Annotated in this window: 14 protein-coding genes; 10 read left to right on the top strand and 4 right to left on the bottom strand. The window is 32.3% G+C overall.

The genetic code is table 11. The features are described from left to right. Positions 1-29: 29 nt before the first annotated feature. Positions 30-1100, bottom strand: coding sequence for a magnesium/cobalt transporter CorA (gene corA / locus DFR66_RS06105; protein WP_114753960.1), 1071 nt, complete (start codon positions 1098-1100; stop codon positions 30-32). 344 nt (positions 1101-1444) lie between these two features. On the opposite strand from corA, the gene DFR66_RS06100 reads away from it, so the two are divergent. After that, on the top strand, positions 1445-4018 hold the full coding sequence (locus DFR66_RS06100) for a zinc-dependent metalloprotease (protein WP_114753959.1): 2574 nt from the start codon (positions 1445-1447) through the stop codon (positions 4016-4018). Positions 4019-4358: 340 nt separating this feature from the next. Here the strand turns inward: DFR66_RS06100 and DFR66_RS06095 are convergent, their stop codons facing one another. Next, the gene (locus DFR66_RS06095) at positions 4359-5084 is read right to left on the bottom strand and encodes a bacteriorhodopsin-like (protein ID WP_114754074.1); all 726 of its coding nucleotides are present in this window, start codon (positions 5082-5084) and stop codon (positions 4359-4361) included. 110 nt (positions 5085-5194) lie between these two features. Here DFR66_RS06095 and DFR66_RS06090 point away from each other — a divergent pair, with 110 nt between their 5' ends. Beyond that, a complete protein-coding gene (locus DFR66_RS06090) occupies positions 5195-6106 on the top strand; it encodes a Brp/Blh family beta-carotene 15,15'-dioxygenase (RefSeq protein ID WP_114753958.1) in 912 nt (303 codons plus the stop codon). A 78-nt stretch (positions 6107-6184) separates the two neighbouring features. Here the strand turns inward: DFR66_RS06090 and dnaK are convergent, their stop codons facing one another. Next, positions 6185-8071: a molecular chaperone DnaK gene (gene dnaK / locus DFR66_RS06085; protein WP_114753957.1), complete on the bottom strand. Its 1887-nt coding sequence runs from the start codon at positions 8069-8071 to the stop codon at positions 6185-6187. Positions 8072-8542: 471 nt separating this feature from the next. Here dnaK and DFR66_RS06080 point away from each other — a divergent pair, with 471 nt between their 5' ends. Both DFR66_RS06080 and DFR66_RS14125 read left to right on the top strand, forming a co-directional pair. Further along, on the top strand, positions 8543-9322 hold the full coding sequence (locus DFR66_RS06080) for a tetratricopeptide repeat protein (protein WP_146841117.1): 780 nt from the start codon (positions 8543-8545) through the stop codon (positions 9320-9322). Positions 9323-9662: 340 nt separating this feature from the next. Continuing rightward, on the top strand, positions 9663-9788 hold the full coding sequence (locus DFR66_RS14125; RefSeq protein WP_317048671.1) for a tetratricopeptide repeat protein: 126 nt from the start codon (positions 9663-9665) through the stop codon (positions 9786-9788). Between the two features lie 99 nt (positions 9789-9887). On the opposite strand, the gene DFR66_RS06070 is transcribed toward DFR66_RS14125, so the two are convergent. After that, positions 9888-10268, bottom strand: a complete 381-nt coding sequence (locus DFR66_RS06070) for a hypothetical protein (RefSeq protein WP_114753955.1) — start codon at positions 10266-10268, stop codon at positions 9888-9890. Positions 10269-10528: 260 nt separating this feature from the next. On the opposite strand from DFR66_RS06070, the gene DFR66_RS06065 reads away from it, so the two are divergent. The 6 genes from DFR66_RS06065 (at position 10529) to DFR66_RS06040 (ending at position 14381) form a co-directional block, all read left to right on the top strand. Then, positions 10529-10966 (top strand): acyl-CoA thioesterase, encoded by a 438-nt coding sequence (locus DFR66_RS06065; protein ID WP_114753954.1) that lies wholly within the window; start codon positions 10529-10531, stop codon positions 10964-10966. A gap of 4 nt (positions 10967-10970) precedes the next feature. Continuing rightward, the gene (locus DFR66_RS06060; protein ID WP_114753953.1) at positions 10971-11285 is read left to right on the top strand and encodes a hypothetical protein; all 315 of its coding nucleotides are present in this window, start codon (positions 10971-10973) and stop codon (positions 11283-11285) included. A gap of 151 nt (positions 11286-11436) precedes the next feature. Beyond that, positions 11437-12024: a cytochrome b/b6 domain-containing protein gene (locus DFR66_RS06055; RefSeq protein WP_242008636.1), complete on the top strand. Its 588-nt coding sequence runs from the start codon at positions 11437-11439 to the stop codon at positions 12022-12024. 106 nt (positions 12025-12130) lie between these two features. Further along, positions 12131-12691: a helix-turn-helix domain-containing protein gene (locus DFR66_RS06050; protein WP_114753952.1), complete on the top strand. Its 561-nt coding sequence runs from the start codon at positions 12131-12133 to the stop codon at positions 12689-12691. Between the two features lie 428 nt (positions 12692-13119). Beyond that, on the top strand, positions 13120-13929 hold the full coding sequence (locus tag DFR66_RS06045; protein ID WP_114753951.1) for an NIPSNAP family protein: 810 nt from the start codon (positions 13120-13122) through the stop codon (positions 13927-13929). Between the two features lie 191 nt (positions 13930-14120). After that, a complete protein-coding gene (locus DFR66_RS06040; RefSeq protein WP_114753950.1) occupies positions 14121-14381 on the top strand; it encodes a hypothetical protein in 261 nt (86 codons plus the stop codon). The last annotated feature ends 21 nt before the right edge of the window (positions 14382-14402 follow it).

Below are 14402 nucleotides of genomic sequence, written 5' to 3'. Positions count from 1 at the left end.
AACTAACTTCATGAAATCCTTTTTTATCTCTAAAACCAACGGCGTTTTTTAAAATAAATAATCATCCCTACAACTATTAACGACATGACACCCATAACGGAATGATAGCCATACTGACGCTTAAGTTCCGGCATGTTTTCAAAATTCATGCCGTAAACCCCTACTATAAAAGTAAGCGGAATAAATATCGCAGATACGATGGTCAGGGTTTTCATTATCTCATTCATCTTGTGCGTTTGTGCCGAAAAAAAGAAATTCGAGGCACTTTCTAAAGAACTCATATCGGATTCAATTTGTTCTAAAAGTTCTAAACTCTTTTGATACAATCGGGTAAAAAAACTGAAACTATCTGCTTCCATAGCATTAAATACGGTATCGTCTTTTATGCTTTTTATATCATACAACGAATCCCGAAGCGGAATGATGGAACGTTTAAGAAAGTTTAAATTATCCCTGTGTTTCTCAATTTTTTCTAAAATTATAGGTTCAACACTTTCCTTGGTACGATTAATCAATTCCTCTATTTTGTCCTCTTCATTTTCTAAAGTGATATAAAAATTCCCCATAATGGCATCCAGAAGAATATACAACAAATAATCAGCTTTCTTAGTTCTTACTATTCCAGAATGCGTACGAATGCGCTCCCGAATATGAGTAAAAAAATCACTTCGTTTTTCCTGAAATGAAATTAGAATCCCGTCTTTTAACAAAAAGCTAATTTGTTCTACACTTATATTATCGGATTGTTCTGAAGGTAATAGTGATTTTATGTTGAAAAATAGAAAATCATGAGATTCTTCCAGTTTAGTTCTTCGGGAGGTATTCAAAATATCGGCTAACATAAAGTTATCTATTTCAAAATAATCACCAATCGATTTTAACCACTCTAAATTATTTAAACCGTGTATATTAAACCAATTAATTTTTTGTTTATCAATATATTTGTCTAAATCTGAAACCTTAAAATCATCATACTCAGTAAGATTCAAATCATCATAAACAAAGAGTTGTAGTTCTGATTCCTTATTTTTATGAATACCCGTATACTCTAAATTATAGGGTTGCAATTTCTTTCCTTTCTTATACTTAATTTTTCTCATGCCAGCTTAATTATGTAGTAATATTACAAAAAACTTTTACAAAAAATTCGTTTTTAGATACTTTTGACATTCCTAAAAATGAAAAAAACGGGTTTTAAATAGTCAATAAAAAACCAAAGATAAGCTGAAATAATTATTCCTTTTATGAGAAAAATCATATTCAGTTGAATAAAAAGCTATAAATCAACATTTGTTAAATATTGTTAATTATTTAAAATAGCACCTTGAAATAGACTTTATATAGAAAATATATCAATAAATTTGAGCTTACGTCGTAACAAAATTCAATAAAATGCGACTTGTAAGTTATATCCAATTATAAACTTTATTAATAAATTAACTAAATGGTAAAAAAAAAACTAACCCTAATTATTACCTGTCTGTTATTTTGTTTTGCGCAAGGCACATTTGCCCAAAGCAAAAAAAAGAAGAGATCAGACAAAAATGCCCCTGCTAAAGTAGAAACTAAAGCACCGGAATCTAAAGACGGTAAGAAAGAACCAAAACCGTACAAAAAAGTTATTGACTCAACCGCAGTAACACAAAAAGGATTAATTGACATTCATAAAATTAATGACAAATACCTTTTTGAAATTCCAAACTCCCTTTTAGGAAGTGAAATAATGACAATTACCCGATATTCTAAAACTCCAGCCGGAGGAGGAATTTTTGGTGGAGAAGAAATCAACAGACAAGTTGTACGTTGGGAAAAAGGACTGAACAATAACATTCTTCTTAGATCAGTTACCTACGTTATTATGTCTCCAGACGAAGACAAACCAATGGCTCAAGCTGTTAAGAATTCAACATCAGATCCAATTATTGGAAACTATGATATCTTAGCATTTAAAAAAGATTCAACCGGAAAAAATAATGCTGGATATGTAATCGATTTAACGAGTACTTTCGATGGTGACATTCAGACTTTTTCATTAGATCCAATTAAAAAACAGTTGTTAAACATTGTAGCTTTTCAAAAGGATAAATCATTCATCTCAAAAATAAGCAGTTATCCTATAAATACAGAGATTAGAACTGTAAAAACTTTTACAACTACTCCGCCTCGTATTTCAATTACACCAACACCACAAATTGGAGTTAATATCCCTTCTGCATTAGATGCAGGTGTAATAACGGTAGAGATGAATACTTCCATGATTTTGTTACCAAAAACACCGATGCGCAAAAGAGAATTTGACGCACGTGTAGGATATTTTGCAAACGAATACGGAGTTTTTGAAGAAGAATCTCAAAAATCAGACACTAAAACATTTGCTGTAAGATGGCGTTTAGAGCCAAAATCTCCAGAAGATGCTCAAAAACAAAAAAAGGGTGAATTGATTGAGCCTTTGAAACCAATTGTATATTACATTGATCCTGCTACTCCTGAAAAATGGAAGAAATTCATTAAACAAGGAATTGATGATTGGCAAATTGCCTTTGAAGCAGCTGGTTGGAAAAATGCTATTCGTGGCGAATATTGGCCAGAAAATGATCCAACAATGAGTTTAGAAGATGCTCGTTTTTCTGTTTTAAGATATTTCGCAGCTGAAATCCAAAATGCTTACGGTCCTAACGTTCATGACCCTAGAAGTGGTGAAATTTTAGAAAGCCACATCGGTTGGTACCATAATATCATGAGCCTTTTGAGAAACTGGTACTTAATTCAAACTGCAGCAGTAGATCCTGCGGCAAGAACAAAAAAGTTTGATGATAAGTTAATGGGAGAATTAATTCGCTTTGTTTCTTCTCATGAAGTAGGACACACTCTAGGATTGCGTCATAACATGGGAGCAAGTTCTGCTACTCCTGTAGAAAAACTAAGAGATAAAGCATACCAAGATAAAAACGGTCATACCTCTTCTATTATGGATTATGCACGTTTTAATTATGTGGCTCAACCAGAAGATGGCGTTACAGCTTTATTCCCTAGAATTGGAGATTATGACAAGTGGGCAATAAAATGGGGGTATTCTTATTTTGACGACGCTAAAACTGAAACTGAAGAAAAAGTGAAGTTGAATGAAATGACTAAGGAAGCCTACAAAAATAACCGTTTATGGTTTGGTACAGAAAGTAGTCCTTATGACCCACGATACCAAACAGAGGATATAGGTGATAATGCAATGAGAGCTTCTGAATATGGAATAAAAAACTTAAAAAGAATACTTCCTAATTTATTAGAATGGACTAAAGAAAATGGAGAAAGTTATGCAGAGTTAGATGAACTTTACGGAGCACTTACAGGACAATTCAGAAGATATATGGGACATGTTACTAAAAACGTTGGTGGGATCTATGATTCTCCAAAAACATATGACATGACAGGAAATCAATTTGAAGTAGTTCCAAGAGCTATCCAAAAAGATGCAGTTCTATTCTTAAACACTCAATTATTCAATACACCTAAATGGTTATTGGATCAAAATGTACTTTCAAAAATTAACCCAGAAAGTGGTGTTGAAGCAATCAAAGGAATGCAAGATGCAACCTTATCAAGTTTATTAGCAGGAGATAGAATTGTACGACTTATAGAAACCTCTTCTATGAGTAAAAACAACTATACTGCTGATGAATTAGTAAGTGACTTAAAAAATGGAATCTTTTCAGAATTGAAAGGAAGCGGTTCTATAGATGTATTTCGCAGAAACATTCAAAAATTGTATGTTGATAAAATGATTGAATTACTTAAACCAGGTACTACAATGGTGAGATCGGTACCAGTAGGCGTAACTTACGGTTTCACAACAAGAAGAGTAAATCTTGCTCAAACTGATTTACCTTCTATTGCAAGAGGTCAATTAAATAGTTTGAAAAATGAGATGAAATCAGCCTCATCAAGAATGACTGATCGAATGAGTAAATATCACTTACAAGATTTAATTTCTAGAATAGGACAAGCTTTAGATCCTAAATAATAATTAAAAAGGGAAAATGTTAATTAAACATTTCCCCTTTTTTTTTGCAGTACACAGAATATTATTTTATAGTCGAATGTATATCTGTAGCATGTGTTTCTGGGTTATTATGATCTTTTTTAAACGTACATTGTAGAGACACACATTAAAGAGACAAAAATTAAAGAGACAAACGTTATAGAAACGCACTGCAGTGCATCCCTACGTGATAAATAATATCAAAATTAAATACCCGATTTGTTTCAAAAACAGATCGGGTATTTTTGTTTCCTATAATTTCATAAAAAAACCGAGCTATTTCTAGCTCGGTTTACTACAATTAAATAAAAAAAAAATGGAATTAATCTTTTGAAGATTTTACAGCTAAACTGTAAATAACTAATCCAAAACCAATTTTGTTTATTGCATCTGCAATGTTGTATGCTACATCAATGTTACCAGCTGGAATAAATCCGTTATACCATCCTGATGTTCCCATCATGTATCCTAATGGATAAATTGACCATCCAACTAATACAAACCAACATAAGATTTTGTGTGCTTTTTGTACTTCTCCTCCAGCTGATGCAGCCAATTTAGCAGCTTCACCTAACCAAATTTCATACACTATTAAGAAGTAAGCTACTCCGGAAATGAATCCCCATAATGCTGCATTATCTGGTGCGATAACTTCACCAATGTAACCTGTTACTAACATGATTACTGAATAAATAATCATTTTCCATAGCAATGATTGTTTTGCTCCTGCTACTTTTAGTATCAGATAAAATTCTAAACACATCAATGGCACTGTTAGTACCCAGTCAACATAACGGAAGAATGTTGGTGATTCTCCAAATGAAGCCCAATAATCTCTCATGTAGAAATAATGCACCGCAGCAATAAAAGTGATTAATCCCGACACTAATACTGATGTACGCCACTTTTTATCAAACTGGCTTAAAGACAAAAAGAAAAATGCTGAAGCAGCCATCATTGCCATACAGCCTACAAAAAAAGTAAATCCTACATAATCAGTTGGTAACATTTTTCCAACTAATCCTGAAATAAACATAAAATTTGTCATAATTAATAATTTAAATGGTTTTTGTTTAGCCAAAGTTACAAAAAGTTAAACAAACAAAAGTGTTTTTTGTTTAATTTTTTTTAACTATTTTTAAACAATAATTAAAAAACATGAAAAATTATTCAAATATTGCAATTGTAGCGAGCTTTTTCGGGTTGTGGCTGGACTCTTTTCTTTCAAATGAGCTTCAGATACTATCAGGATTCTTCTTGATTTTTACCTTTGGGATTTTACATGGCGCAAATGACCTGCTTTTAATAAAAAATATCAATACTAAAAAACAATCTAATTCAGGAATTAAAATTTTAGGGTATTATGTAATGGTAGTATTAATAGGTATATTATTTTTTTATACAATTCCTCAAATTGCCTTATTACTTTTCATTATTGTAAGTGCATATCATTTTGGAGAACAGCAATGGCAAAATTTACCAAATGACTTCCCGAAATGGCTCGTAATAATATTCCAATTTTTTTATGGTTTTGGTATTCTTCTTTTACTGTTTAATTATCACTTAATTGAAGTGCAAAATGTCATTTTAAATATTGCAAAAATCAGTATTCCTGACCGTTACTTCATTGTTTTACTGCAGGTTTCAGGAATTATTTTTATTGGCTTAAGCGCATATTTATTTTGGAAATCAGAAGAAATCAGAAAAAAATTGCTTTTAGAATTCTTTTATTTATTTCTTTTTGCAATCCTTTTTAATTCTTCCAGTCTGATATGGGGATTTGCCATATATTTTATTTTATGGCATAGTATCCCATCTATAATTGACCAAATTAAATTTTTGAATGGTTCTTTTTCAATGAAATATTTTATTGACTATTGCAAAGCAGCAGGAATTTATTGGTTCATTTCAATTCTAGGAATCACTGTAATCTATTACTTCTGCAAGGGGGAACAGTTATTTAACGCTTTGTTTTTCTCTTTTTTAGCTGCTATTACATTTCCGCATGCAGCAGTCATAACTGAAATGTTCCGTGGTAATGAAAAGCAAATCAAAAACAAAGAAGCATAAAAAAACCGTTCACCAATGGTGAACGGTTTTCTAAATCAACAATAAAGACGGACAACAGTCCGTCTCTATAGGGAATTATTATTTTACTTCTTCAAATTCAACGTCTTCAACATTGTCTCCTTGAGTAGCTTCTCCTTGCGGTTGAGCTTCACCTTGACCTTGTTCTCCTTGAGCGTACATTGCTTCAGTAGCTGTTTTCCAAGCTGCGTTGATGTTGTCAAGAGCCGTTTGAATTGCAGGAACATCTTGAGATTGGTGAGCCATTCTCAATTCAGTTAATGCATATTCTACAGCAACTTTATGATCATCAGCTAATTTAGCTCCAAGTTCTTTCAATTGAGTCTCAGTTTGGAAAATCATTGAGTCAGCCTCATTAATTTTCTCCGCTTTAGCTCTTAAAATTTTGTCAGACTCTGCGTTAGCTTCAGCATCTTGTTTCATTCTTTCGATTTCTTCAGAAGTTAATCCAGAAGAAGCTTCGATACGGATATCGTGAGATTTTCCAGTTCCTTTGTCAGTTGCAGAAACTTTGATGATACCATTAGCATCAATATCAAAAGTTACTTCAATTTGAGGAACTCCTCTTGGTGCTGGTGGAATACCATCTAAGTTAAAACGACCAATAGTTTTGTTATCAGCAGCCATTGCTCTAGCTCCTTGAAGAACGTGTAGTTCAACAGTTGGTTGAGAATCAGCAGCAGTTGAGAAAACTTGAGATTTTTTAGTTGGAATAGTTGTGTTAGACTCAATTAATGTAGTCATAACTCCACCCATAGTTTCGATACCTAAAGATAAAGGTGTAACGTCAAGTAACAATACATCTTTTACATCTCCAGAAAGAACTCCACCTTGAATAGCTGCTCCAATAGCAACAACCTCATCAGGGTTTACTCCTTTAGACGCTTTTTTACCAAAGAATTTTTCTACTTCGTCAGCAATTCTTGGCATACGAGTTGAACCTCCTACAAGGATAACTTCGTCAATATCAGCAACAGTTAAACCTGCGTCTTTCAAAGCTCTAGCAACTGGTGCCATAGAACGTTTTACTAAATCGTCAGTTAATTTTTCAAACTGAGAACGAGATAATTTTTTAACTAAGTGTTTCGGTCCTGAAGCAGTAGCCGTAACGTATGGCAAGTTGATTTCTGTTTCTGCAGAAGAAGACAATTCAATTTTTGCTTTCTCAGCTGCTTCTTTCAAACGTTGCAATGACATTGGATCTAAACGTAAATCAATACCTTCTTCAGCTAAAAATGCATCTGCTAACCAGTCAATAATTTGGTGGTCAAAATCATCTCCACCTAAGTGAGTATCTCCATTAGTTGATAATACTTCGAAAACTCCGTCTCCTAATTCAAGAACAGAAATATCAAATGTACCTCCACCTAAATCGTAAACAGCAATTTTTTGATCAGTTCCTTTTTTATCCAATCCGTAAGCTAGTGCAGCAGCAGTAGGCTCATTGATGATACGCATAACTTTAAGACCTGCAATTTCACCAGCTTCTTTAGTCGCTTGACGTTGTGCATCATTAAAGTAAGCAGGAACGGTAATAACTGCTTCAGTAACTGTTTGACCTAAATAGTCTTCAGCAGTTTTTTTCATTTTTTGAAGTGTCATAGCTGACAATTCTTGAGCAGAGTATAAACGGCCATCAATATCCACACGTGGTGTATTGTTGTCCCCTTTTACAATTTTGTATGAAACTCTTTTCGCTTCAGCCGAAACTTCACCAAAACCTTGTCCCATAAAACGTTTGATAGAAGCAATAGTCTTAGTTGGATTAGTTACCGCTTGTCTTTTAGCTGGATCTCCTACTTTGATCTCTCCACCTTCAACAAAAGCGATGATAGATGGCGTTGTTCTTTTTCCTTCTGCATTAGGAATAACAACTGCTTCATTACCTTCCATTACAGAAACACAAGAGTTGGTCGTACCTAAATCAATTCCGATTATTTTACCCATTTTTAATATATTTAATTTTATTGTATACTTGTTTTAATGACTCGGAGTCGTTAAGTCAATCTTTATGCCAATACAAAACGGCCTATTAAATTGTCAGTTTATGTTAAAATTGGCGGAAATAAATCTGACAAGATGACATTTCAGAGGGTTTGTCATTCTGTCGGAAGTCGGAATTTAGGAGCTACTTCCCGCTCTCCGCTGTATCTTTATGTTCTTAAAAAAAGAACATAAAGGATGCCGCTGCTATCAGGGCTAGGAAATCTGATTCCTAAGTTTATTTATTTCTATTCGATTACTTTAAAATTTCTATGCCAATGATTCGTAATAAATTGATTACATTAGCAAAATTATAAAATGCTATTTGTAGCGTAAAGCATTCTGATTTTGGGTAAATATGCACTAGTTTGTAGCGAGGTTATATGGGTTGGGCGATATATTAGAAAACCACGTAGAAAAAGAACAAATCGAAAAATGAAGAAAAATTTATTGCTATCTATTGGAATGTTATTTATGAATTTTGTCTTCGGACAAAATGCAGATGAATTAAACACACAATCCAAAGAATTATTAAATAATAGAGACTACGAAAAAGCTCTTCCAATTTTGAGAAAATCTGCTGAATTAGGAAATGCAGAAGCTCAATATAATTTAGGTTATTTTCTTCAAAATGGAGTTGGAATAACTAAAAACGAAAAAGAAGCTTTTGAATGGTATAAAAAATCTTCCGAAAATGGATTCAACGATGGTCATTATGCAATGATGATGGCTTATGGAAATGGAATTGGAGTAGAATTTGACGGTGAAAAAGCATTTGAATACGCATTAAAGTGTGCAAATAATAATGACGCAACTTGTATGTGGAATATTGTAAATTGCTACAAACAAGGTTTAGGAGTGCCAAAAAACACGAATAAAATGCTTGAATGGGCAACAAAATTATCACTACTAGAAAATCCAGATAATTTAAACTTAAGCGGAAATATAACTTCGACAAGATTAAGTTTAGCTTATATGTATAGAGATGGTTATAATTTAGAAAAAGATTATTACAAAAGTTATATCTGGTTTTTAATCTATAATGAATTTAAAAAAGACTTTTCTATTATTCAACAAAATCAAATAATTGAAGAAGTTAAAGTGGCAGAATCTAAAATAAACAAAAAGCAATTGAATACAGTTAAAGAAGATGCCGAAAAAATATTTGGAAGAAAATTAATGAATTTTGATAATCTACACAAAGCAGATTTTTAATAAATACATCGCCCAACCGCCATTTTGAACTAGCTGAAGTTTAGTGGAATTATCGTTCCACATCAGGTTTTCGTTAAGCCGAAAATTGAAAGGTTACGAATTCCCACAACAGACCACAGGCAGCAAACCGTTGAGGGAAACATTATGAGAACCGATTAAATGAGTCTAATTGATAAAATATATTTTAATAATAACCTTATTTAGTATTAGCCAAATTTAGTCACAAGAATGGAAAACTCCAAGATATCAATTATTACAAACCGGAAAAATAAAAGAAGCAATAGAAGTTTTTAAATTAAATGTAGAAGCGTTTCCAAAATCAGGAAATGCCTATGATAGTTTGGGTGAAGCCTACTTAAAAAACGGAGATACAAAACTTGCTATTATCAACTATAAAAAATCAGTAGAACTAGACCCTAATAATGAAAATGGAAAAAAAATATTGAATGAAATTTCAAAATCCTAATTCATTAAATCTGTTTAAAAAAAACCGCACGAATCATGTTTGATTTCAAAAACATGATTCGTGCGGATAATATTAAAATCACACCCTTTCATTCACTTACTAATTCACCGCCTTAGTAGATTTGCCTACCGTCAAATAAACATGCGTGTTGGGATACAAGAATTCAATTTTAGTATTTTGCTTGTTTATCCGCATTTCTACCTGACCTTTCTCGTTTTCTAAAGTGTAAAAAGCATAATTTTTATCTGGAGCAAAAACACCAGAGTCTACAATTTTATACTTCATCTTTGTCGCAGTGAGAAAGAAAACCACAGAACGCTTTTGAGTATCAAGAAACACAAAAGAGTATTCATTTCCTGTTACATTGCATTCGCCTTTTTTGAAAGGTTGTTCATCAATGCAATACCGTTGCACGTTAAACACCTGTTCTTGAGCATACATCCCTCCTGATAGTAAGAACAACAGCATTATTTTTTTCATACTCTTTGGTTATTTTTTAGAATCCAAAATTGGATACTCTATTGCCAATGCAAAATACAAGCCACATTTTTTTTTGAAGAAAAAGTAACCACAAAATATGCCATAGCTTTTGATAACATATCCTTAAAAAAGGATTAAAAGGTTCGTGAGTTCCTTTAGATTCCACATATTATTCGTAGTTTTGAGCAAATCAATGCTTTTTAATTTTGTTTTATCATAATCCAAATTAACAGCACAAACAATTTTAAAAAACTATTACAATGACTTCATTTAGCAAAGAATTATCTTTTCGTTGGTCTGACCTTGACCCTAATTTTCATGTTCGACACAGTGCTTATTATGATTTTGGAGCACAACATCGTATCGAAATTCTGGAAAATCTTGGTTTAACCATGAAGGTTTTACGCTCACAAAATTTTGGTCCCATATTATTTAGAGAGGAATGTGTTTTCAGAAAAGAAATACTGCTTTCGGATAAAATAGTTATGCAAACTAAAATTTCTAAAATGAGACCCGATGCTTCGCGCTGGTCAATAGTCCACGAATTCATCAATGACGATGATAAACTTTGTGCCGTCATAACCGTAGATGGTGCCTGGATGGACACAAAACTGCGCAAAATAGCCGACCCAACACCCGAAATAGCGATAGACGCTATTCGTAATTTTCCAAAAACTAATGATTTTCTAGAAATTTAAATTTATGAAACAATTTTTAAAAATTGCCAGCTGCTTATTAATTACATTGGCACTGGCTGTAAGTTGCAGTCCGTTATTAAACGCAAACACCACTGAATTCACAACCGGAAAAGTACAAGAAATCGTTGTGGGCAAAGATGGCTATACCGCAAAATTAGCAACAACCGAAAATTCAATATATCTGGTGACGATTAATCGCACTAATTTATTGGAACCTACACAATATAGACAGGTTTCAACTGGGGAAACTATACAAGTAAAAGGAGATATTTTTAAAATTTCAGGCGTCAACCACATGACCGTGCGTGTACTGAAATAGAACAGAAAGAAACTTTTGTAGCACAGTAAGCCTTCCGTATTTTTTTAAATCGCGAAGGCTTTTAGACAACATGAAAAACTCGAATTATGAGAATCAATTTCCTATTTCAAGTCAAATAATAATAAAAGCGTAATCTAATTAACATTCAAAAATGATAAAAAACAGAGAATACTCCGCTATTTATAGAGTAATGCATTGGTCAATAGCTATTTGTATGACTCTCTTGCTGATCACGATTTTTCTACGTCTGACGTGGATGAATAAAAATAATGTTGCGCTAATTATTCAAGACTATTTAGCAACTACAGACCAAAAATTGACGCAAGACCAACTCATTACACTTGCCAAAAAAATAAGAAAACCCATGTGGGATTGGCATATTTATATTGGTTATGCTTTAGTTGGTTTGTATAGTATTCGAATTGCGCTACCATTTTTTGGACAAATGAAATTCTCTAATCCGTTCAACAAAGATTTGGGCATTAAAGAAAAATTTCAATATGGGACGTATTTAATTTTTTATGTTTGTGTTGCTATTTCACTAATTACAGGTTTAATAATTGTTTTAGGTCCAAAAGATCTAAAGGAACCTATGGAAGAAATACATGTACTTTCGATTTACTATTTATTAGCGTTTATCGTGATTCACTTGTCAGGCGTTTTCTACTCAGAATTAACAACACAACAAGGATTAATTTCTAGAATAGTAAGCGGACCAAAAAAGACTTCAGAAAATTAGAAGCAAAAACTAAACTTTTTTTGATTTATAATTATTCGATTTTTTATGTAAAACAATTTCGAATAAACGATTGAGCCCTAAAATAATTAATGTGAAAAATTGATTTATGAAAATATATGTCAAAAACATGGCTTGTGAAAGTTGTAAAATCTTTGTAAAAGAGGCTTTAGAAGAACTCGAAATCACACCAATAAAAATAGATTTGGGCGAAATTGAAGTCAAAGAAGAACTCACCACCGCCGAAAAAAAGAAATTAAACAGTAAAATTAAAAAAGCAGGATTAGAATTATTAGAAAAAAAACAAGGCATCTTGATTGAAAAAATCAGAAGTGTGATAATTGATTATGTCTATAATTCTGATGAAAAGCCAGTTACCAAATTCTCTGTTTTACTGAGCGAAAAATTGAATCACAGTTACACCTACTTGGCCAACTTTTTCTCTGAAGTAGAAGCCAGTACAATCGAGCAATATGTGATTTCACTGAAAGTAGAACGCATAAAAGAACTCATCATTCTGGAAGAACACACCCTTTCAGCAATAGCTTTCAAGCTGCATTACAGTAGTGTTTCCCATTTGTCTAATCAGTTCAAAAAGGCAACTGGATTGACACCTTCCCATTTTAAAGCATTAAAAGAAAAAAGAAGAATAACCATACAAAATATCTAACAAAGAATTTCCGTTTTGTAAAACTCGAAACTATTCATTAGTTGTATTGCCCTTAACAAAAAGATTCAGAAAGATGAATCCAAATTCCGAAATAAAAGAGCTTGCTAAGCTATTTCTTAAGTTGGGACTAACTGCTTTTGGTGGTCCGGCTGCACATATTGCAATGATGTAGCAATAGGCATTTTTCAAACAATAATAGCTATCAGAACAATTCTAAATTCATATCAAAGCCTTAATATTACTTTTGGTTTCAAAAAAACAAACAGCGCATTAATAGTTTTGGGTGGTTCAATAATTGGATTTCTTTTGACTCTTATTTAAACATAAAAAAGTAATTCGTTCCTTTAGTAATTGACATCCTAAAAGTTACAATTTTTTTATACATTTATAGACATGTTCTAATATACCTTCTAACCCAAAAAACAAGAATGAAAATAACTAAACTATTGTTCGTATTACTGATTCTTTTTTCAATTACCAGTTTTAAAACAATCCACAATAATATTCTCGAAGAAAAACCTGTAGCGCAAGCAAGAGAATTTTACCAAATCAAAACCTACATTTTTAAAACCGAACAGCAAGTCCAAACCACTGAAAAATATTTGAAAGAAGCATTTCTTCCGGGTTTAAAAAAACTTGGGATTAAAAATATTGGTGTTTTCAAGCCAAAACCAAATGCTACTGACACTGTAAAAAGAGTGATTGTAGTAATTCCTTTTTCATCCATGAAGCAATTTCTGGGATTAGAGGATAAACTGGCAAAAGACAAAACCTATTTAACTGCCGGCTCCGATTATTTGACTGCTAACTACAAACAACCACCATATTTGCGTATCGAGTCTATTGTATTAAAAGCTTTTTCAGATCATCCTATCTTGTCAAGTCCTGTTTTGAATACCCCCAGAGCAAATAGAGTGTACGAATTAAGAAGTTACGAATCAGCTACCGAAGCGATTTACAAAAACAAAGTTGATATGTTTAATGCCGGTGGTGAAATAAAACTTTTTGACCGTCTTGCTTTTAATGCCGTTTTTTATGGCGAAGTAATTTCAGGAGCCAAAATGCCAAACTTGATGTACATGACCACTTTTGCAGATCAGCAAAGTAGAGATACGCATTGGAAATCCTTTGTAGAATCTCCAGAATGGAAAGGATTAATAGCCATGGAAAAGTATAAAAATAATATTTCGCATATAGATATTACTTTTTTATACCCTACAGATTACTCTGATTATTAGTTTTACAACTCCTAATTTCTATACTAAACTACAACCCTCAAAAAGTTGTAGTTTTTTTTACCCATTCAATTTTTACTTTTTTGGAATAAAAACAATCATAAATACCTCATTAGAAAAAAAAATTAAATCATTATTTTTTTCTGCATCATAAAAAAGAAACCGAAGAACTGTACCTGAAATTAAATATATTATTGAATACCGAAAAAAAATCGGATTTTGAAGAACTGAAAACTCTATTTGATACTACACAAAAAAATTACACTAAAGCGCTAAATACGTTTTACTCTGAAGCGCAACTTGCACATATTGAATATATTGACATCACGACGATAATTAACTTTAATAGAGAACTTTTTACATCTAATAAGGCAATGTTAATGGCTGTAAAAGATATTTTATTGGATGAGAAACAAGCTCAAGATTTTAATGAAATCCTTATATATAAAACTTAAAAAAAACACTTTGTATATTTG

The sequence above is a fragment of the Flavobacterium glaciei genome (assembly GCF_003350545.1).
GTDB lineage: Bacteria > Bacteroidota > Bacteroidia > Flavobacteriales > Flavobacteriaceae > Flavobacterium > Flavobacterium glaciei.
This window is presented reverse-complemented; position numbering and strand designations above follow the sequence as displayed.